Source organism: Nitrosospira multiformis (assembly GCF_003050865.1).
Classification (GTDB): domain Bacteria; phylum Pseudomonadota; class Gammaproteobacteria; order Burkholderiales; family Nitrosomonadaceae; genus Nitrosospira; species Nitrosospira multiformis_E.
The window spans coordinates 1-21,265 of the sequence record NZ_QAOK01000027.1 but is presented as its reverse complement, the minus strand read 5'-3'; the positions used below and the strand labels follow the sequence as shown (position 1 = coordinate 21,265).

Annotated in this window: 19 protein-coding genes; 12 read left to right on the top strand and 7 right to left on the bottom strand. The window is 53.6% G+C overall.

The genetic code is table 11. From position 1 onward, the window contains the following. Positions 1–24 precede the first annotated feature (24 nt). Complete coding sequence (locus C8R21_RS12460; RefSeq protein ID WP_375136006.1) at positions 25–1,311, top strand: ATP-binding protein; 1,287 nt, start codon at positions 25–27, stop codon at positions 1,309–1,311. Beyond that, positions 1,308–1,871: a response regulator transcription factor gene (locus C8R21_RS12455; protein WP_107762996.1), complete on the top strand. Its 564-nt coding sequence runs from the start codon at positions 1,308–1,310 to the stop codon at positions 1,869–1,871. The genes C8R21_RS12460 and C8R21_RS12455 overlap by 4 nt, the downstream gene beginning before the upstream one ends. A gap of 93 nt (positions 1,872–1,964) precedes the next feature. Here the strand turns inward: C8R21_RS12455 and ribD are convergent, their stop codons facing one another. From ribD to dnaA, 6 genes are all read right to left on the bottom strand, one after another. Continuing rightward, positions 1,965–3,065 carry a bifunctional diaminohydroxyphosphoribosylaminopyrimidine deaminase/5-amino-6-(5-phosphoribosylamino)uracil reductase RibD gene (gene ribD, locus C8R21_RS12450; RefSeq protein WP_107762995.1) on the bottom strand — a complete coding sequence of 367 codons (1,101 nt, stop codon included), beginning with the start codon at positions 3,063–3,065 and terminating at the stop codon, positions 1,965–1,967. Between the two features lie 105 nt (positions 3,066–3,170). After that, entirely contained in the window at positions 3,171–3,650 is a 480-nt protein-coding gene (nrdR, locus tag C8R21_RS12445) for a transcriptional regulator NrdR (protein WP_107762994.1), read from the bottom strand. Between the two features lie 122 nt (positions 3,651–3,772). Further along, positions 3,773–5,023 (bottom strand): serine hydroxymethyltransferase, encoded by a 1,251-nt coding sequence (glyA, locus tag C8R21_RS12440; protein WP_107762993.1) that lies wholly within the window; start codon positions 5,021–5,023, stop codon positions 3,773–3,775. A gap of 144 nt (positions 5,024–5,167) precedes the next feature. Continuing rightward, positions 5,168–7,600 carry a DNA topoisomerase (ATP-hydrolyzing) subunit B gene (gene gyrB / locus C8R21_RS12435; protein ID WP_107762992.1) on the bottom strand — a complete coding sequence of 811 codons (2,433 nt, stop codon included), beginning with the start codon at positions 7,598–7,600 and terminating at the stop codon, positions 5,168–5,170. Positions 7,601–7,933: 333 nt separating this feature from the next. After that, a complete protein-coding gene (gene dnaN / locus C8R21_RS12430) occupies positions 7,934–9,043 on the bottom strand; it encodes a DNA polymerase III subunit beta (protein WP_107762991.1) in 1,110 nt (369 codons plus the stop codon). Positions 9,044–9,262: 219 nt separating this feature from the next. Further along, entirely contained in the window at positions 9,263–10,684 is a 1,422-nt protein-coding gene (dnaA, locus tag C8R21_RS12425) for a chromosomal replication initiator protein DnaA (RefSeq protein ID WP_107762990.1), read from the bottom strand. 175 nt (positions 10,685–10,859) lie between these two features. Between dnaA and rpmH the strand changes: the two genes are divergently transcribed. The 5 genes from rpmH to mnmE all read left to right on the top strand — a co-directional run bounded on the left by rpmH (position 10,860) and on the right by mnmE (position 14,759). After that, the gene (gene rpmH, locus C8R21_RS12420) at positions 10,860–10,997 is read left to right on the top strand and encodes a 50S ribosomal protein L34 (protein WP_074975636.1); all 138 of its coding nucleotides are present in this window, start codon (positions 10,860–10,862) and stop codon (positions 10,995–10,997) included. A 22-nt stretch (positions 10,998–11,019) separates the two neighbouring features. Further along, positions 11,020–11,367, top strand: a complete 348-nt coding sequence (gene rnpA / locus C8R21_RS12415) for a ribonuclease P protein component (RefSeq protein WP_107762989.1) — start codon at positions 11,020–11,022, stop codon at positions 11,365–11,367. Next, entirely contained in the window at positions 11,355–11,579 is a 225-nt protein-coding gene (gene yidD / locus C8R21_RS12410) for a membrane protein insertion efficiency factor YidD (RefSeq protein WP_107762988.1), read from the top strand. The genes rnpA and yidD overlap by 13 nt, the downstream gene beginning before the upstream one ends. A gap of 51 nt (positions 11,580–11,630) precedes the next feature. Beyond that, the gene (gene yidC, locus C8R21_RS12405) at positions 11,631–13,331 is read left to right on the top strand and encodes a membrane protein insertase YidC (protein WP_107762987.1); all 1,701 of its coding nucleotides are present in this window, start codon (positions 11,631–11,633) and stop codon (positions 13,329–13,331) included. 72 nt (positions 13,332–13,403) lie between these two features. Then, a complete protein-coding gene (mnmE, locus tag C8R21_RS12400; protein ID WP_107763011.1) occupies positions 13,404–14,759 on the top strand; it encodes a tRNA uridine-5-carboxymethylaminomethyl(34) synthesis GTPase MnmE in 1,356 nt (451 codons plus the stop codon). A gap of 34 nt (positions 14,760–14,793) precedes the next feature. On the opposite strand, the gene C8R21_RS12395 is transcribed toward mnmE, so the two are convergent. Beyond that, positions 14,794–15,075: a hypothetical protein gene (locus C8R21_RS12395; RefSeq protein ID WP_107763010.1), complete on the bottom strand. Its 282-nt coding sequence runs from the start codon at positions 15,073–15,075 to the stop codon at positions 14,794–14,796. 928 nt (positions 15,076–16,003) lie between these two features. Here C8R21_RS12395 and C8R21_RS12385 point away from each other — a divergent pair. From C8R21_RS12385 to C8R21_RS12365, 5 genes are all read left to right on the top strand, one after another. After that, a complete protein-coding gene (locus C8R21_RS12385; protein ID WP_107762985.1) occupies positions 16,004–16,204 on the top strand; it encodes a hypothetical protein in 201 nt (66 codons plus the stop codon). A gap of 609 nt (positions 16,205–16,813) precedes the next feature. Beyond that, positions 16,814–18,712, top strand: a complete 1,899-nt coding sequence (mnmG, locus tag C8R21_RS12380) for a tRNA uridine-5-carboxymethylaminomethyl(34) synthesis enzyme MnmG (RefSeq protein ID WP_107763009.1) — start codon at positions 16,814–16,816, stop codon at positions 18,710–18,712. Then, positions 18,709–19,359, top strand: coding sequence for a 16S rRNA (guanine(527)-N(7))-methyltransferase RsmG (rsmG, locus tag C8R21_RS12375; protein WP_107762984.1), 651 nt, complete (start codon positions 18,709–18,711; stop codon positions 19,357–19,359). The genes mnmG and rsmG overlap by 4 nt, the downstream gene beginning before the upstream one ends. Before the next feature lie 78 nt (positions 19,360–19,437). Next, complete coding sequence (locus C8R21_RS12370) at positions 19,438–20,259, top strand: ParA family protein (RefSeq protein WP_107762983.1); 822 nt, start codon at positions 19,438–19,440, stop codon at positions 20,257–20,259. After that, positions 20,256–21,113 carry a ParB/RepB/Spo0J family partition protein gene (locus C8R21_RS12365; protein ID WP_107762982.1) on the top strand — a complete coding sequence of 286 codons (858 nt, stop codon included), beginning with the start codon at positions 20,256–20,258 and terminating at the stop codon, positions 21,111–21,113. Before C8R21_RS12370 ends, C8R21_RS12365 begins: the two co-directional genes overlap by 4 nt. The last annotated feature ends 152 nt before the right edge of the window (positions 21,114–21,265 follow it).

Genomic DNA, 21,265 nt, shown 5'->3' with positions numbered 1-21,265 from the left:
ATCAAATAAGGCTCCTCATCCGGCATGAGAAAATCAGCGACAAAAGTGCTTGCTAACCCCGGCCAGCCACCTCTCCGCAAGAATCTGCAACGTTTATTCCTGCTCAGGAATATTGTCATCGCGGCGCAATGCCTGACTTTTGCGCTGGCTTACTGGGGACTCGAGCTGGAATTACCCTGGGCGGAAATGGTCGCGGTAGCGGTTTTGCTGGGGGTGGTGAACCTGGCGACCTGGATACGTCTCCATCGTAAATGGCCGGTTTCCAGCATGGAGTTCTTTGCACAACTCCTGGTGGACGTGCTTGCTTTAAGTACGCTGCTTTACCTCAGCGGCGGCTCGACCAATCCGTTTATCTCGCTATACCTTCTGCCTCTGACTATTGCCGCGGCTGCGCTGCCCTGGGCTTATACCTGGGTGATGGCTGCCATCACCATAAGTTGCTATACGCTGTTGCTGTTTTATTATGTGCCCCTGCCACATAACCATGAAGAACATGGCAGCGAATTCATCATGCACGTTTCCGGGATGTGGCTAGCTTTCGTACTGAGCACGGTATTGATCGCGTGGTTCGTTGTCAAGATGGGCATATCGATCCGCGAACGCGACAAGGACCTGGCATTGGCGCGTGAACAGGCATTGCGTAATGAACAGATCATTGCACTCGGAACGCTGGCCGCTGGCGCGGCGCATGAACTGGGCACGCCCCTGGCAACCATGGCGATAGTCACGGGGGAACTGCAGGACGAATACATCGACAACACCGAATTTCAAGGCAATATCAGAATATTGCGGGATCAGATCGCGCACTGCAAGCGCACCCTGACGCAATTGCTGGCAGATGCGGGCCAGGCACGCGCCGAAGATGTGAGTGGCCAGACGGTCGATCTTTTTTTACGCCAGGTTCTGGATAAATGGCAATTGATGCGGCCCTCCGCCCAGTTTACCTATCGCGGCAGCGGAGTGCAGCCAGCTCCCCAGATTCTGAACACGCAATTACTGAGCCAGTCCATTTTGAATCTGTTGAATAATGCGGCGGACGCATCCTTGAAACACATCGAGATAGAAGTTACCTGGAGTCATCAGGAATTGCATCTGCAGATACTCGACTATGGAGAAGGACTGAGCGGAGAGGCGGCCCAGCGTGCCGGCCAGCCCTTTTTCACCACCAAAACAAAAGGGCAGGGTTTCGGCATCGGCCTGTTTCTGGCAAATGCAAACATCGAGCGGTTTGGCGGCAAGGTGCGCCTGACCAATCGTGAAGGCGGAGCCTGTACCCAAGTCATACTCCCTCTGATACAGCCATCGATATGACAAAAACGTTACCCATGACGGAAGTGGATGATCGTCCCACCTTGCTGATTGTGGACGATGACCAGACCTTTTGTACGGTTCTTGCCAATGCAATGACCAAACGCGGATTCAACGTCACCTGCGCGCATAGCGTGGACCAGGCGCTGGAGCTTGCGGAGGCCTGCACGCCGGAGTATGCCGTTGTCGATCTCAGACTACCCGGTCCTTCCGGATTATCCCTGGTCGAAAAGCTGAAAGCACTCGATCCCGGCACGCGTATCGTCATGCTGACGGGCTACGCCAGCATCGCTACCGCGGTCGAGGCCATCAAACTTGGCGCCACCCACTATCTCGCGAAGCCGGTCGACGTCCATGAAATCATGGCGGCGTTCGAGCGCACGACCGGTGATTCAGACGTGCAGATCAGCGCCCACCCCCTATCCGTCGGGCGGCTCGAGTGGGAGTACATTCAGCGCGTACTCAACGAGAACAAGGGAAACGTTTCTGTAACAGCGCGCGTCCTCAACATGCACCGGCGGACATTACAGCGCAAGCTCACCAAGTATCCGGCGAAAACATAAACGGATCTTTCGTTCCAGCCATGAGCCGAGTAAGTGTGCGCTTACTTAACTCAGAAAACCCAGAAGATTTTGAAAGAAGAGAATCGACCCCGGTTATGGAACCATCCTGTCAGCAAAACGGGCAATAATGCGGATATCCTGTCCCACGGCGCGTACATCGTGAATCTTGAGGGCGCGCTTGTCTTCCAGATTCAAGAGTTCTGGCAATTTGAGCATGTCCTGCGCCGCATTTCCGATCAGACAGGGGGCAAGATAAATGACCAGTTCATCCACCAGATCCGCCTGGAGAAGCCCACCGTTCAAGCCGCGCCCTGCCTCGACCAGCACTTCGTTTATTTCTAAATCCGCAAGCCGTTGCATCATTGCAGCCAGATCAACGTTGCCAGCGCTATCCGGCAACAGGATGACGTGCGCACCCACATCACGTAACGCGACAATTTTGCCTTCACTGGCGGCAGCGGTAAAAATCAGCTCGCCTGCGCCACGCAGCAATCCCGCATCCAGCGGTATATCCAGTCCCTTATCCACCACTACCGGCATGGGTTGCCTGGAGGTATGGATATGGCGCACCGTGAGCTGCGGGTCATCGGCCAACACTGTACCAATGCCGGTCATTACCGCGCAGGAACGGGCGCGCCAGCGGTGCCCGTCACGACGTGCCGCTTCACTCGTGATCCATTGACTGGACCCGTTGTTGAGTGCCGTCTTGCCATCAAGACTTGCCGCGATCTTGGCCCTGACCCAGGGACGACCGCGGGTCATGCGCGAGACAAATCCGATATTCAAAGCTTTCGCTTCCGCTTCCATCAAGCCGGTTTGCACTTCTATCCCCGCCTCTTCCAGAAGGGCGCAACCGCGACCGGACACGAGGGGATTCGGATCCTGCATGGCTGCAATGACTTTTGCGACACCTGCCTGAACCAAGGCATCGGCGCAGGGTGGAGTGCGACCATGGTGACTGCACGGCTCCAGTGTGAGATAGGCGGTGGCGCCGCGTGCCGCCGGCCCGGCCGCAGCGAGTGCATTTATTTCCGCATGCGCCTCACCTGCAAGCTCGTGCCAGCCGCTACCCACCACCTGTCCATCGCGCACCAGCACGCAGCCCACCCGGGGATTCGGGCTTGTACTATAAAGCCCTTTTTCCGCGAGCCGCAGCGCCCGCGCCATGAAACGGTAATCGGTTGGCGAGAACATTGGAAACTCCATTGTTCAAATACAAAGCTGCAAATTCAGTTTGCAACTCAAGTGGCAGCCGCGTCGCTTGGTGGGAAGACGGAAAACAGAGGTAAAACGTGTGAATCAAGCTTTGTCCGGTTCCTTCCTGTTATCAGGTCCTTGCAGTTCCCGGATTGCATCATCGAAATCGGCAGCACCCTGAAAACTTCGATAAACAGAAGCAAAGCGAATGTAGGCGACCTTGTCCAGTTTATAGAGTTCTTCCATCACCATCTCGCCGATCTTGTGCGAGGCCACCTCCCGTTCACCCAAGCTTAGCAGCTTCTGGATGACGCGGCTCATTGCCGCCTCCACATCCTCTGCCGAGACCGGACGCTTGTGCAATGCCCGCATAAAGCCGGTACGCAATTTTTCACGGTCGAATTCAGCGCGGTTACCATCCTGTTTCACGACCTGCGGCAAGCGCAATTCCACTGTTTCGTAGGTGGTGAAGCGTTTGTCACAGTTGGGGCAGCGCCGGCGGCGACGTATCCTGTCTCCTTCCTCGCTCACCCTGGAGTCGATCACGCTTGTGTCAGGCGCGTTGCAGAAGGGACATTTCATGCGTCGATCTGGAACCGGTCGGCTGACTTCAGCCCTGGAGCCAAAGCAAATTGATCCAGGTGCAGGTCGTCCGCATGGCGAGACATGGAAGCGGCGTCAGTATGCGCCGCTCCACTGCGCGATCAGCCTTGGTAAACGGGAAATTTTGCACATAGTGCTTTTGCCTGGCGTGCAACCTCTGTCAGCACCGAGGAATCTGTCGGCGCCTCCAGTACATCGGCTATCAGATGCGCCAGTTGTTCGGATTCAATTTCGGTAAAGCCGCGGGTGGTGATGGCAGGAGAGCCGATGCGAATCCCGCTGGTGACGAATGGTTTCTGCGGGTCGTTGGGAATCGCATTCTTATTGACGGTGATATGCGCCAACTCCAGCGATTCCGCAGCCTGCTTGCCGGTAATATACTTGGGGCGCAGGTCCACCAGAAACATGTGGCAGTCGGTGCGCCCCGAGACGATGCGCAATCCGCGCTCCTGCAACACTTTCGCCATTACGCGCGCATTGTCGATTACCTGTTCCTGGTAGTTCTTGAACTCCTGGCTGGCCGCTTCCTTGAAGGCTACTGCCTTGGCGGCAATCACGTGCATCAACGGACCGCCCTGGGTTTGCGGGAAAATAGCGGAATTGAGCGCTTTCTCATGTTCCGCCCTGGCCATGATGATCCCGCCCCGCGGGCCGCGCAGCGTCTTGTGGGTCGTGCTCGTGACGAAATCGGCGATGCCGACGGGATTGGGATAGTATCCTGCCGCAACCAGCCCCGCATAATGCGCCATATCCACGAACAGATAGGCTCCTATATCGTCCGCAATCTTGCGGAAGCGCTTCCAGTCTATCACCAGCGCGTAAGCCGAAGCCCCTGCCACGATCAGCTTCGGCTTATGTTCGTGCGCCAGACGCGCAACCTCGTCATAGTCCAGCTCTTCGGTATCAGAACGAAGGCCATAGGAAACGGCATTGAAAATCTTGCCGCTGAGATTGACCGAAGCACCGTGTGTCAGATGCCCGCCATGCGCGAGCGACATGCCAAGGAGGGTATCTCCCGGTTTCAAGGCAGTGAGATAGACCGCGGCGTTGGCCTGTGAGCCGGAATGCGGCTGGACGTTGACATACTCTGCGTCGAACAGCGCCCTTACCCGATCAATTGCCAGCTGCTCTACGACATCCACATACTCACAGCCGCCGTAGTAGCGTTTTCCGGGATAACCCTCTGCATACTTGTTGGTCAGCACTGATCCCTGCGCCTGCATCACTGCAGGACTCGCATAATTTTCAGACGCGATCAGCTCGATATATTCTTCCTGGCGCTGCATCTCGCCTTTGATGGCCTGCCAGAGATCAGGGTCTACGCTTTCGAGAGTATTGTGTGAGGACAACATGTTGTTTTAAAACCTGTGAATAATTTTTATTGAAAAATTGCGAGTTTACCATCTCAAGCTGCCAGATTGCGTCAAGACGCCCTCTATGATGCGAAGTAGCCAGTGACGTCTTCACATATTGGCTTCAAGCCGATGACATATCAGCTAAACATCCAGATTCCTCACTCCCAGCGCATTGTTCTCGATGAACGCGCGCCGAGGTTCCACGATATCACCCATCAAGGTGGTAAAAATTTCATCGGCGGCGATGCTGTCCTCGATCTGGGCGCGCAGCAGCAGACGAACCTTCGGGTCCATGGTCGTTTCCCAGAGCTGGGCGGGATTCATCTCGCCCAGACCTTTGTAGCGCTGGGTGCCGATGCCTTTTTTGACTTCCTCCAGCAGCCAGTCGAGTGCTTGCTTGAAGTCGCTCACTGCCTGTTTCTTTTCGCCACGCTGCACATAAGCTGCCGGCCCTATCAGGCCATCGAGCACCTCGGCGGTTTGCCTAATTTGCGCGTAGTCACCGCTTTGCAGAAAATCCTGGTCGATATAGCTGTGGCGAACGTTGCCGTGATGCATGCGGGAGATTTTCAGCCGGTACTCTTCTGTGGCGGCGTCGTACTTGGGTACGATGGTGATATTTGCTGCATTGACCTGTTCCGCCAAACGAGCCGCGCTTTCGGTCGCGAGCCCCTCATTACTTAGATCGATGTCGGAATGGCGTAACAACGCATGCATGACTTCGCTATCGATCAGCGAACTCCTGCGCTCGATCACGGCTTCCGCCAGAAGATATTCTTTCGCGATATTTTCCAGCGTTTCTCCAGTCAGCGGCGATTTACCCTCTCCTGTATGCAATTCCGCATCCGTCAACGCCAGGCCCAGCAGGTATTGCTTGAGCTCGTGATCGTCCTTGACGTAGCGTTCCTGCTTGCCGTGCTTGATCTTGTATAGCGGGGGCTGGGCAATGAAGATATGGCCGCGCTCGATCAGTTCCGGCATTTGTCGGTAAAAGAAAGTGAGCAGCAAGGTGCGGATATGCGAGCCGTCCACGTCGGCATCCGTCATGATGATGATGCGGTGATAGCGCAATTTGTCCGGGTTATACTCGTCCTTGCCGATGCCGGTGCCAAGCGCTGTGATAAGGGACGCAATTTCCTGCGAGGAAATCAGCTTGTCAAAACGAGCTTTTTCCACATTGAGGATTTTTCCTTTCAACGGCATGATGGCCTGGAACTTGCGGTCGCGTCCCTGCTTGGCGGAGCCCCCGGCGGAATCACCCTCGACCAGATAAAGCTCGGACAGAGCCGGGTCTTTCTCCTGGCAATCCGCCAGTTTGCCGGGTAGCCCCATGCCGTCCAGCACACCTTTGCGCCGGGTCAATTCCCGCGCCTTGCGCGCGGCCTCGCGGGCCCGGGCTGCTTCGATGATCTTGCCGCAGATGATTTTTGCATCGACCGGATGCTCCATGAGGAATTCCGCCAATTTGAGCGACACGATTTCTTCCACTACCGGCCGCACTTCCGACGATACGAGCTTTTCCTTGGTTTGAGATGAAAACTTGGGTTCGAACAGCTTCACTGACAAAACACATGACAGGCCCTCGCGCATGTCGTCGCCCGAGGTTTCGATTTTGGCTTTTTTTGCGAGATCGCTTTTTTCTATGTAATTGTTCAGGGTGCGCGTCATGGCCGCACGCAGCCCTGTGAGATGAGTACCGCCATCCTTTTGCGGAATATTGTTTGTAAAGCACAGCACCTGCTCGGTATAGCTGTCATTCCACTGCATCGAGACTTCCACCACGATGCGGTCTTTTTCTCCCGCTGCATAGAAAATATTGGGATGAAGCACCGACTTGGTGCGATTGACATATTCGACAAAACTCTTGACTCCGCCCACAAAGGCAAATGTTTCTTCCTTGGCGTTGCGCTGGTCTACGAGATGGATTTTGACACCATTGTTGAGAAAGGAAAGTTCCCGGAGCCGCTTGGCAAATATGTCGTAGTGGTATTCGATATCTCCGAATATTTCCTTGCTCGCCAGAAAATGTACTTCGGTACCACGCCGTTCAGTCTTTCCGGTCACGGCCAGTGGTGTCATCGGCACGCCCATGCGAAACTCCATCTGATGAACCTTTCCATCTCGACGAATGGAAAGGCGCAACCATTCCGACAGGGCATTCACGACCGAGACGCCAACGCCATGCAAGCCGCCTGATACCTTGTATGAATCGGAATCGAACTTACCCCCGGCGTGAAGCTCGGTCATGACGATTTCAGCAGCGGAACGCTTGAGCTCGTCATCCTGCTTTATGCCCGTTGGAATGCCGCGACCATTGTCCTGCACCGTAACCGAGTTGTCGGGGTGGATGATGACCGAAATCTCATCGCAATAGCCGGCCAGCGCCTCGTCAATCGCATTATCCAATACCTCGAACACCATATGGTGCAGCCCGGTACCGTCGCTGGTATCGCCAATGTACATGCCAGGGCGCTTGCGCACCGCATCCAGCCCTTTCAGGATCTTGATGCTATCCGAGCCATAATCAGTGGAGCTTTTGCTTTTTTGCTGTAGGGAACGCTCTTTTTCGTTCATTGCTGTATCTTCAGTTGTTTCAGTTATTTGAAACGGAATATCCAATCGCTTCCACACTGATGGATTCGCAATAACTTTATTGCGAATCCTGCTGACTGCTATCGGAAAACATCTAGAGCAAACGCTACGGAGAGCCGGTTTTCACTTACCTGGGGGATTAAGGCTCAGGAGGCCACTCGGGGAAGGCCCAAGGAAACTCAATAAAGGTCGTAGCTGAGTCTGCAATGCCGGAAAATGCTTCGCAGTAAGCAATAAATTATACCATAAGCGCACCGACAGACGCTTCTGCAGCTTCCCAGCTACAGAAGAGTGTGAAATGACCTGGTATTTACCTCATATGCGCATGGGCATGACCACATATTTGAAACTGTCGTTACCCGGAATGGTGATCAACGCACTGCTGTTGGCGTCGCCAAATGCGCACGTTACTGTTTCACAGTCCGTATTGTTCAGCACATCGAGCAGATAAGTGATGTTGAAACCAATGTCGAGCCCTTCTCCGTCATATTGAAGTTCCAGCTCTTCCTGCGCTTCTTCCTGTTCGCTGTTATTGCAGACGATACGAAGATTGTCGGTGGTGAGGATAAGACGGACTCCGCGAAATTTTTCATTGGACAGGATCGCGGCGCGTTGCAGTGTCTGTAGCAGCAACAGCCGGTTTATATCGAATTGTTTCTGGTAACCGGTGGGGATGACGCGGTTATAGTCCGGAAACTTTCCATCGACCACTTTGGATACCAGAATGACATTGGAGAAGGTAAAACGCACCTGGTTCTGAAGTACTTCTATGGTTACCGGCTCCTCGGTTTCATTCAATAGCCGGGCTAATTCGAGCACCACCTTGCGAGGAAGAATGACCTCCTTTTTTTCCAACGGTGTCTCAAGCATCATCAGGGCGAACGCTAACCGATGACCATCGGTTGCAACCACCTTCAGTTGATTGTTTTCCAGCAATAACAGCAAGCCGTTCAGGTAGTAGCGAATATCCTGGTGGGCCATGGCGTATTGGACCATCGACAGGAGATGTTTCAATTCCTTCTGCTGTACCTTGACTGTTCCCTGCGGTTCATTGCTTTCAGGAAATTTTGGAAAATCTTCCGCAGGAAGCGTCTGCAGATTGAAGCGGCTTTTTCCCGCTTTGGCCTGAAGCCGGCTGTCGCTGGTTTCCAGCGTCACCTGCACCTTTTCAGGCAGTGCACGCAATATATCCTGAAGTTTTTTTGCAGCAACCGTTACGGAGTATTCCTCATCTGCCTTGCCACCATCGGTGGCGGAGGTAGTAATCTGGATTTCAAGGTCGGTAGCAATAAACGAAATATTTTCCTGCTTGCGTTCAATAAGTACGTTGGAAAGGATGGGTAAGGTATGACGTCGCTCGACAATACCGGTAACTGTCTGCAAAGGTTTCAGCAACGTATCCCTGTCGGTTTCTATCAGTTTCATTTTTTAATTGTAAAGCTAATAATAGTTAATAAGAACTGGCGAAATCCGGTAAAAGTAGGAAAGTTTGCCTTATATCAGTATATTAGATCATTTTCTATTTTTGTATCAATAAGGTATGGACTGTGGATAGTTTGTGAGCAGAATTAAAGTCTGAACAAAAGCGATGAGTTATCCCCAATTCATCCTGTTTTTAACCTCAGTTTGCTATTCAGTTTGCAGTTAGCCGCGGAGAATGTGCAGCAAGGTATTGAAGTCACGATTGACGGCAGGATCGGAAGCGCGCAATTCGGCAATCTTTCGATATCCATGCAATACCGTAGTATGGTCCCGACCCCCGAAGGCTTCCCCGATATCGGGCAGACTCAGAGGGGTAAGTTCCTTGGAGATGGCCATGGCCATTTGGCGTGGGCGGGCAACAACGCGAGACCGCTTTTTGGAGTACATTTCGGCGACCTTGATCTTGTAGTAATCCGCCACTGTCTTTTGAATGTTTTCAATGGAGATCTGACGGTTCTGTACCGCCAGTAGATCTTTCAATGCTTCCCGCGCCAACTCCAGACTCAGTGCGTGACTGGTGAAGCGTGAGTAAGCGACCACTCTTTTCAATGCACCTTCCAGTTCGCGTACATTGGAGCGAATGTGTTTTGCGATGAAAAAAGCAACGCTTTCATCCAGGATGATATCTTCCATCAATGCTTTCTTCAGGAGAATAGCGACGCGCATTTCCAGTTCAGGAGGTTCCACCGCTACCGTCAAGCCCCATCCGAAACGCGAAATCAACCGTTCTTCCATGCCGGCGATTTCCTTCGGGTAAGAGTCGCAGGTGATGATGACTTGCTTGTGCGCTTCGATCAGGGCGTTGAATGCGTAGAAAAACTCTTCCTGCGTACGATTTTTCCCGCCAAAAAACTGGATATCGTCAATCAGCAACAAGTCCAGCGAATGATAGTAGCGCTTGAATTCATCAAATGCCTTATGTTGGTAAGCCCTTACTACGTCGGAAACGTATTGTTCCGAGTGAATATAGCGAACCTTGGCACTTGGGTTGTGCTCCACAACGAAATTGCCGATCGCTTGAATCAGATGGGTTTTTCCCAATCCTACCCCCCCATAGATGAAGAAGGGGTTATAAGCAACGCCGGGACGTTCGGCAACCTGAATAGCCCCGGCACGTGCCAACTGGTTTGCCTTTCCTGTGACGAAAGTATTGAAGGTGAAAGAGGGATTCAGCCTGGTTGGATTTTTTTCCTGTTTTTCCTTTGTATCTTTCGTATCCTTCGGTGCCTTTTGCGGGGATCCTGTCGGCGCATCAAACACTGCGGTAACCGGACGGGAATCCATTCCGTTATTCCCGCCAATCGAAGGAGATGCGCTGGCCGCAACCTGGCCGGCGAGTTCCAACCGCAACTGAACCGGGTGCGCGAAGTGGTTTTCCGCCATCTGCGTGATGCCGCTCAAAAAATTGTCCTTTACCCATTGGAGGACAAAACGGTTAGGTGCGATCAGTGTGAGGACAGGCTCAGGCGAGTCGTCCGACAGCTGCAGGCGCAGCGGTTTGATCCAGGTATTGAATTGCTGGGCGCTCAGCTCATTTTCAAAATATTCGAGACAGGCAAGCCAAAAGGTATCCGGTGCAAGCATGATATTAATGACTCGTTGGGGAAGAAACGGAAGTTGCGGGCGAGGTGAGCGAAATATTTTAGACCGTTCTTCACAGCTTATCCACAGGAATGGCAAAAAATATCGGTTGACACAGGCCGTCGTAAAGAGTTGTAATGTCGAGTTTTATTTATCATTATCAGGCACAGGGGTAATAATGAAACGTACTTACCAACCATCCGTGACGCGCAGAAAGCGGACCCACGGTTTCAGGGTCCGCATGAAAACCGTGGGTGGAGCGGCGGTAATCCGGGCTCGGCGCGCCAAAGGACGGGTTCGCCTGGGAGTGCAGTAACGTACCGCATTCCGGGAGCCGTATTATTCGTTTTCCTAAAACTCATCGCCTGCATAAGGCAGAAGAATTTTCCTCGGTCATCCGGTTCAGGTGTTCCAAAGGCGGTGAATTACTTCAGGTTTTCGCCAAACCCAACGGTTTATTGCATTCCAGATTGGGATTAATAGTGGCAGGTAAAATTGAACGGCTTGCCGTAAACCGCAACCGGGTGAAACGGGTGTTGAGGGAAGTGTTTCGTGCACGCCAGGAGGATATGGCGGGCCTTGATCTGGTGATACGTCTCCGTTGTCGTGCCAGTGATCGCAGTTCGGTGCAGTTGGCGGACGAAGCACGGCGTCTCATGATTCAATTGCAGCAATGTCGCGAATAATTATTGCGTTTATCAGGCTCTATCAATATTGCCTGAGCCCTTTCCTTGGGCCCTCATGCCGGTTCAGTCCGTCTTGTTCGCATTATGCATGTGAAGCGCTAGCCCGGCATGGGGCCGCGCGAGGACTCGTTCTCAGCGTCTGGAGGATAATGCGATGCAATCCCTGGAGCAGGGGGGGATATGACCCGGTTCCTGTGGAACCATCCCGTTGAATGTTTCTGAACGGTTTTTACCTGTCGTAAAAAAATAACTCGCAGAGCAAGATGGATACACAAAGATTCGTACTCTTCCTAATTTTTGCCACATCGCTGTTATTCCTGTGGGATGCGTGGCAGAAAGAACAATATCCTGCAACCCAGGCGCCGACCACGGCAATGCAGGGCACGGAAAAGCAGGCCGGTGCAGATACTGCCGAAACTCCGGTGCCAGGAGATCAGCTTGCTTCATCAGTACCGCAAAGGGGTGCAACCGCGGAAAACGGCGCTCCTGTCAGGGTAGCGGGCAAGCTTGAATCCGGGGACAAAATCACGGTCAAGACCGACATGGTGCTGGCTGAAATTGACACTGCGGGGGGCGATATTCGCCGCCTCGAGTTGCTGCATCAACCTGCCAAGGAAGATAAAAACAAGCCTTTCGCATTACTGGAAAGCGATCCTGAGCGCGTCTACGTAGCACAATCCGGGTTGATCGGTGAAGATTTACCCACCCACAAGACGCGTTTTACGGCGGAATCGGGCACATACGAGTTGGCAGCCGGGCAGGATAAAATCCAGATACGGTTGAGCGCGCCAGAGGCCGATGGTGTACAGGTGACTAAGGTCTATATGTTTCATCGCGGGAGCTATCTCATCGATGTCAGTTTCGAGGTCACCAATCAACGGAACGTAGCCATCCAGCCGTTTTCCTACTTTCAGATGCTGCGCGACAGCCAGCCTCCCGTGGGGTCGTTCTTTATGATCCCGACCTATACCGGCGCGGCGCTTTATACCGAAGAGGAAAAATTCAAGAAAATCGAATTTTCCGCGCTGGACAAGGGTAATGCCAGCTATCCCAAGAATGCGGATAATGGCTGGATTGCCATGCTGCAGCAGTACTTCCTGACCGCATGGCTACCCAAGGACAAGCTGTCGCGCGAATATTACGCAAAACGCCTTGGAGAAAACGAATATACCGCCGGTGTAATCGTACCGGTGGGTCAGATAGAACCGGGCGATAGCGCCACCGTTACCGTCCCGCTCTACGCGGGGCCGGAAGAGCAAAGCAAGCTTGCGTCGATCGCGCCGGGTCTCGATCTCGTTGTGGATTATGGCTGGCTGACGGTGATCGGCGCGCCATTGTTCTGGCTGTTGTCGTTGTTCCATTCCTGGACTGGAAACTGGGGGGTGGCAATCATTCTCCTCACCATGTCAGTCAAGCTTGCATTCTTTCCCCTGTCTGCGGCAGGTTACCGCTCGATGGCGAAGTTGCGTTTAGTGACGCCCAAGCTCCAGCGTTTGCGGGAACAACACGGGAATGACCGGCAACGCATGCACCAAGCCATGATGGATTTTTATAAAACGGAAAAAATCAATCCGATGGGGGGGTGCTTGCCCATCCTGGTGCAGATTCCGGTATTCATTTCGTTGTACTGGGTGCTGCTCTCGAGCGTGGAATTGCGCTACGCGTCTTTTGCGTTATGGATAGAGGATCTTTCCGCCCCGGATCCCTATTACGTGCTGCCGGTGATCATGGGCATTTCCATGTTCCTGCAACAGCGACTCAGCCCCCCGGCGACCGATCCCATCCAGGCGAGAGTGATGCAGATCATGCCTTTGGCATTCAGCGTTTTCTTTTTCTTCTTTCCCGCGGGCCTGGTGTTGTATTCCCTGGTAAACAACGTGCTTTCCATCGCGCAGCAGTGGCAGATCACGCGCATGATCGAAGGTTCGGCCGCGAATACGAGCAAGCAGAAGAAAGCAAATTAGCAATCAGGGGAATTGCCGGCGCCCCTCTCCTCCCTTCCCGCCTTCATAAAGGGGGATGGCATCGAACTCAGGATGATCCATTCTGATGTGATTGCCGCGATTGCAACGCCCCCAGGCCGGGGAGGTATCGGGGTGGTGCGTGTTTCCGGCAGAAATTTGCAATCGCTTGCTCTCAAGGTCGCAGGCTGTGTGCCGGAGCCCCGGCGCGCCAGCCTCACCCGATTTCGTGACGAAAATGGTCGCGTTATCGATCAGGGAATAGCGCTCTACTTTCCCGCTCCCCAGTCCTATACCGGAGAAGAGGTTCTGGAGCTGCAAGGACACGGCGGCCCTGCAGTCATGAACCTGGTGCTGTCGAGTTGTCTTTCCGCTGGCGCGCGGCTGGCGCAGCCGGGGGAGTTTACCCTGCGTGCATTCCTGAATAATAAGCTTGATCTGGCCCAGGCTGAAAGCGTGGCGGACCTTATTGACGCCAGCAACGAGGAAGCTGCCCGCTGCGCCATCCGTTCCCTCCAAGGGGAATTTTCCAATACTATTCATGCTTTGGTGCAAGCACTTACTGACCTGAGAATGCTTGTAGAGACTGCCCTTGATTTTTCGGAGGAGGAAATTGAGCTCATTTCTGGAAAGGAGCTGGAAGTCAGGCTGGAGCATATCCGGCGCCAACTTGAACAGGTGTTCAGCTCAGCCCGGCAGGGTAGTCTGCTGCGGGAAGGAATATGGATTGCTTTGGTCGGGCAGCCAAATGTTGGAAAATCCAGTCTCCTGAATCGTCTCGCCGGAGAAGAGGTTGCTATCGTTACGGAAATTCCGGGCACGACACGGGACGTTATCCGCCAAGCCATAGAGATTGAAGGTGTGCCCTTGCATCTTCTGGATACCGCCGGCTTGCGGGAGACGGAGGATGCGGTCGAAAAAATGGGTATGGCACGCACCCGTTCCGCGATCGATAAAGCCAGTATTGTCCTGTTGGTTGTGGATAGCCGAGTGGGAGTAACGCCAGAAGATCGCGCCATCCTCGCCTCGCTTCCCCCGGGTCTGCGGCTCATTGTCGTCCATAACAAAACCGACCTGCTCGAACCGCTCCTGAATTCCACCACTTCTACCGCAGCCACCATAGATATCCGGGTTTCCGCTAAAACGGGTGCGGGAATCGGATTGCTGCGGCAAAGACTGCTGGAGATGATTGGATGGCAGTCGTCAGCAGGAGAAGGAGCCTTTATGGCCCGCCAACGTCATCTTTCTGCATTAACAGCCGCCCAGGCACATCTCGAAGCTGCCTGTGCCCTAGCAGACGGGGTGGATCAAGTCGATCTTTTTGCTGAGGAACTGCGGCTTGCCCAACTCGCTCTATCGTCGATTACCGGCGAATTCAGTGCGGACGACCTGCTGGGCGAAATTTTTTCCCGCTTCTGCATAGGGAAGTAGCAGGGCTTCTCGCTTCCTGAGGATCTCCTCCCACTCAGGTTTCAGGCTGACTCTCGCTCGATTTGTTCTCGCCGCGTTTATCGTCGCTGGACATCATATGGCGTGCCCCAGCACGCAATCCTTTCGAACGGTTGGCCAGGTCGCGTGACTTTGCATCGATGCGCTTGCGGGTTTTAACACCAGCGCTGTATATCTTGTCTCTTGCCAATGCCCGGCGGCGTCTTCCTTTGTCAGGATCAAGGAGGAACATGGTAAGCGCGCCGAGCGCGAGCCCGCTGAACAACCAGTTTGCCCTGCCAGTCGAGTGTAGATTCATCTTCGTCTCCTTCTCATCAGGTTTCTGCTTCATGGAACTTGATTAGCTACTGGCTGCAATCAATCGGGTGCAGCAGACAGTCCCAGTTCAAGCGCGGCCTATACGCTGTGATCTTTATCGAAGCCAGAAGTGGAACGCTCCGTAGCCGTGGATTAATTTCATGGTAGTACATATTTTTCAAAAGTACAGGCGGGACTGCTCTTAGGGACTATCTACTAAAAAGGTAAATGGAGAAGTACAACAGAAGAACATGTTATCTCAAGTTGCCGGTACTCCAACTCGAGGAGGATTATGGAAATAGATAGGCGTGAGAAGCAGATTTACCTCGAGATGCTTCTGAGTGGCTGTCACCGGCCAAGCGTGTCAGCACGGTAGGGTTTGGAGGTTGCCGTGTGGTTGGACAGCATGCGATTCGGTTGTTAAGTCACCGAACTCTCAAATCCATATGGTACTTGTGAGTCGCCATACGATCGGTCTGAATATTCCGGATGATGGAAGTGGGAACGAGAAATGCATGTCAACTCCCTGGAATCTGTTTTCAGACCTATTCCAAGGAAGGTTGCGCGAATAGCAGATGTTATCGGAGAAATAATCGGGTTTCCGCCGATGAGGAAGTTCGGATCAAGGATTTTGGCGGTGGAGAGGTGGGTAGCAACGGCATACGTTGCTGTGGCGGCAATATTAGAGGACGTCCTGTATCTGGATCGTGAAGATTCGAATAAGCAATGCGTCGTCACGTTGTTTGAACAATCGTGACCGCATCTGATAACGGTCTGAGTTTAGGTATTAGATTACTGCCTGGGGAAACGGCAGCGCGACTGGATGAGTATCTGCGCGATGCAAAGGGGTCATTCGGGAGTTTTCTCAGTTCCGTTCACACAGCCCTGTCGAGTTCTCCCTGGACTTCGACGCATCGGAGAGCCGATGTATGGAAGCAACAGGACTTGTTTGGTCGATAGATCCCGTCTACTGCATCGCTTCAATACTGGTAAGCGATGGCGAGTACAGCTTCGGACTGTCCGGGAAGCATAACCTGACCCCAGGGGAGCGCGCGGCACTCCATAGTTACCTTCATTCACTCGAATTAAAGGAAATGTTCGTCGGTTGCACAAAAAAGCGGCAATCGTAGAGGCTCTGTAATCGATTATTTTGGATGAGTTAAGGCATGGGTATAGGCTGGAACCAGATCTCAACGGAGGGGCTGGAGAGGTCACAGCAATTGAACAAGAAGTTGAGTGGCTAGGACAGATCGAAAACGGGTTCAATTTTAAGCGGGGTAGGCAATCTACCAAGACCATTAACGTTTCTACCGCTGTATGTGTTTTGCAGCGAGCAACTGCCTGTATTGTATTTGCACCGTTACTGGATCGACGCTGCTGGTTAAAGCGGCAGCGTGGACTGATCACAGGGGCGCATCCTCCTGCAAGGCGATTCCAACACTCGCCGCCAGAAGATGCTCAATTAGTGGGAGGGCATAACGTGGATACTGCAGGGAGCTGGAAAAGAATTTCAGTACTCCGTTATAGAGTGTAATTTCCTTGCCTTTCGATTTTTCCCTGCGGCCTTCTCACTAGCTTTTGTTTCACGTGAAACAACAAGGCAAAACTGTTTCACGTGAAACAAAGAGACACTGAAACTCCTTTACCGCAAGACCTCTCCATGATTCTTACATGGCTCCATGTTTTGCCGTAGAATGGCGCTACTCCATCAGGATTTTCATTTTTGTCCGATTGCTTTCATGACTGTTCCTGAAATATTTGATGTGATAGTTATAGGCGGTGGCCATGCCGGTACCGAGGCGGCGCTTGCTGCCGCTCGAATGGGGCAAAAGACGCTATTGCTATCACACAACATCGAAACCTTGGGGCAGATGTCGTGCAATCCTTCCATAGGCGGGATCGGCAAGGGGCATCTGGTGAAAGAAATCGATGCGCTCGGAGGCGTGATGGCAGAGGCGGCGGATGAGGCAGGCATACAGTTTCGCATCCTCAACTCGCGCAAAGGACCTGCGGTCCGCGCAACACGCGCCCAGGCCGATCGAGTCCTCTATCGGCAAGCGATCCGGCAGCGGTTGGAAAATCAGCCGAATCTCTGGCTGTTTCAGCAGGGGGTGGATGATCTCGTGCTTGAAGGGGAGCGTGTGGCTGGAGTTGTTACACAGCTTGGCATCCGCTTTGGTGCGCGTGCTGTAATCCTTACTGCCGGAACCTTTCTGAGTGGGCTGGCTCACGTAGGCTCGGCAAATTTTCAAGCCGGGCGGGCAGGAGATCCGCCATCCAATAGTCTTGCCGGCCGCCTGCGCGAATTGAAGCTCCCTGTCGGGCGGTTGAAAACCGGTACTCCGCCGCGCATAGATGGCCGTACCATCGATTATTCCGCTGTTGCCGTTCAGCCTGGCGACGCCCCTGTGCCCGTTTTTTCCTTTATGGGCAATGCTGCTTCCCATCCGAAGCAGGTGCCCTGCTGGATCACGCATACCAACAGTCAGACGCACGATATTATTCGCAGCGGCCTGGATCGCTCCCCTCTGTTCTCCGGCGCGATCGAGGGTATTGGACCTCGTTATTGTCCCTCTATCGAGGACAAGGTCGTCCGCTTCTCTGCCAAGGAATCGCATCAGGTTTTTCTCGAACCGGAGGGCCTCACGACCCACGAGGTGTATCCGAACGGAATCTCCACGAGTCTCCCTTTTGACATGCAGGTGAAACTGGTGCGTTCCATCAAAGGGCTGGAAAATGCTCATATCACCCGACCCGGTTATGCGATCGAATATGATTATTTTGATCCGCGTGCCCTGAAAAGCTCGCTTGAAACCAGGATGATCGAAGGTTTGTTTTTTGCGGGACAGATCAATGGCACCACCGGTTATGAAGAGGCTGCGGCGCAGGGGCTGCTTGCGGGAATCAACGCCGCGCTAAAAGCGCAGGATAGGGAACCGTGGTGTCCGCGCCGGGATGAAGCCTATCTGGGCGTGCTGGTGGATGATCTCATTACCCGGGGCGTCACTGAACCCTATCGCATGTTCACCAGTCGCGCGGAATACCGCTTGCAATTGCGGGAGGATAACGCCGATCTGCGGCTGACCGAAGCCGGGCGCAGGCTGGGAGTGGTGGGTGACGCGCGCTGGGCGGCGTTTAATATCAAACAAGAGGCTATCGTGCAAGAGCAAAACCGGTTGAAGGTCACCTGGCTCAGCCCGAAAAGCCTTTCCGAAACCGATGCATTGCGTGTCATCGGGAAAAACATCGAGCATGAGTGCTCTCTCCATGCCTTGTTGCGCCGACCCGATGTGTCGTACGCGGAACTCATGACACTGCCTGGCGCAGGTGAACCTGTTGCCGATTTTGCCGTGGCGGAGCAGGTCGAAATTCAGGCCAAGTATCAGGGATACATCGATCGCCAGAAAGACGAAGTGGCGCGTAATGCTTATTATGAGGACATTCGCCTGCCGCAGGACCTGGATTATAAAACCGTGCGCGGCCTTTCGAATGAAGTTCAGCAGAAACTTAATCAGTTCAAGCCTGAAACGGCAGGGCAGGCGTCCCGCATTTCCGGAATCACCCCCGCAGCAATTTCGCTATTGCTGGTCCATGTCAAGCGCGGTTTTTCTGGCGCAAATACGAAGAAAAGCGCGTGAATCCCGCTACGCAACTCGCTGACGGAATTGCAGCATTGGGAGTGTCTGTTTCCGAGTCAAATCAGGTGCGCCTCCTGCAATACCTGGCGCTCATCCAGAAATGGAACCGGGTGCACAACCTGACGGCAGTGCGCGAACCGGAAGCAATGCTCGCACTGCATGTGCTGGACAGTCTGGCTGTTCTGCCGCACATCATCGGACCGCGCATCGCGGATGTGGGCAGCGGCGCCGGCCTTCCTGGAATCCCGGTGGCATTGGCCCGTCCGGAGTGGCGCGTGACGCTGGTGGAAAGCAACCACAAAAAAGCCGCCTTCCTGCAACAGGCGCGGATTGAATTGGGGCTTGAAAACGTGGAAATCATCGACGAGCGCATGGAAAGCGTTCGTTCGAACACCGGCTTTAATACCGTTATTTCGCGCGCTTTTTCCGATCTGGCAGACTTCGTCAAGCTTGCGGGACATTTGTGCGCATTGGGGGAGGAGCAAGGGGCTGACTGTGGGCGGTTGGTGGCGATGAAAGGGGTGTATCCCCACGAAGAGCTTGCACAGTTACCCGAGGCATTCATTGTCGACAAAATATTGTTGCTGGCGGTCCCCGGTCTGAGGGCGAAGCGTCATCTGGTTGTGCTCAAGCATGCCGGACGCTAAAGTAAGATCCCTTGGCTTTTTGCCAAGTGTTCCATCTCGTATTGATCGGCTTCCGTTATTTCGGTTCTAGGAGTGGCGATGGCGAAAATTCTGGCAATAACCAATCAAAAAGGTGGCGTAGGTAAAACGACCACTAGCGTTAATCTGGCGGCAAGCCTTGAAGCTGTGAAGCGACGCGTGCTGTTGATAGACCTTGATCCGCAGGGTAACGCCACGATGGGCAGTGGTGTAGACAAGAGCGGGTTGCAGCACACGGTTTATCAGGTCCTGCTGGGAAGCAAGGGCGTCGTGGACGTGAGAGTATCCTCCACCAGTGGCAAGTATGATCTGATTCCCGCCAATCGCGAACTTGCCGGGGCGGAAATAGAGTTGATTGATTTGCCGGGGCGGGAAACACGTTTGCGGGAAGCGTTGCAGGAAGTCGAGCAGGAATACGACTTTATTCTCATTGATTGTCCGCCTGCTCTCAATCTGCTCACGCTGAATGGTCTGTGTGCAGCCAAGGCTGTGGTGATCCCGATGCAGTGCGAGTATTACGCTCTCGAGGGGTTGAGTGATCTCGTCAACACCGTTAAGAAAGTGCGCGCTCACTTCAATTCCACCCTGGAGATCGAGGGATTATTGCGCACCATGTTCGATCCACGCAATATCCTGGCACAACAGGTTTCCGATCAGTTGCAGCAGTACTTTGGAGACAGGGTCTACCGTACCGTAATTCCCCGTAACGTGCGATTAGCCGAGGCGCCCAGCTTTGGAATTCCGGCGCTGTACCATGACAGGCTATCCAAAGGTACACGAGCTTACCTGGCGCTGGCGCGTGAAATATCAGCCCGATACTTTCCGGAGAGCGTCAAGCCGGACCAGCAGTATGAACAGAAACTTGAAGCCCAGAAGATATGAAGCCAGACGAAAGAAGAGTGAAAATGAGAGGGTTGGGGAGAGGGCTGGATGCGTTGCTGGCGGGCAGCGGCGATAACGTTGTTGCGGAGGAGGCGCTTCAGAACATCAAGGTCTCGCTGCTGCAGCCGGGGAAATACCAGCCGCGTACGCGCATGGATAAGGAATCGCTGGGGGAGCTGGCGGAATCCATCAAAGCCCAGGGTGTGATGCAGCCAGTACTCGTGCGGCCAGTCGGTGGTGGAAAGTACGAAATTATCGCCGGCGAGCGTCGTTGGCGTGCAGCGCAACTGGCGGGATTGGGCGAGGTGCCGGCCTTGATCCGCGAGGTTGCGGATGAGGCTGCGCTGGCGATGTCACTGATCGAGAACATTCAACGCGAAAATCTCAACCCCCTGGAAGAAGCCCTGGGAATCCAGAGGCTCATCAGCGAGTTTGGCATGACGCACCAGGCTGCCAGCGAAGCCTTGGGCAGTTCGCGCAGCGCGGTTTCCAATCTCCTGAGATTGCTCAATCTGGCTGCGCCTGTCCAGGAACTGCTGATGCAGGGAAAGATCGACATGGGACACGCTCGCGCATTGCTATCACTCTCCGCGGCCAAGCAGATAGAGACGGCAAATCTTGTAGTGCATAAAGGACTTTCAGTACGGGAAACAGAAAAGCTGGTATATCAGATCGAACATCCGCTGGTAAAACATCACCCCCAGCGCGACCGTGATTTACTACGATTGCAGGAGAATTTCTCGGCAAAGCTCGGAGCGCAGGTCGTGATAACACCCGGAAAAAAAGGTAAAGGAACCATACTGATTCATTATGAAAGCCTGGAACAACTGGATGGAATATTGGCGCGGTGGTAATTCCCCAGTTCCCGAATAATCCAGAGCCTCTTGCAGAGTAAGTGCTCACTTCTACATCACTGACAAACTGCTTGACTTAAGTGTATGGCGGGGAGTAGTCTTTACGGGCTTATGGGTATGTAAAGTACTGGTAGCGGGAATATGGGTGGTAC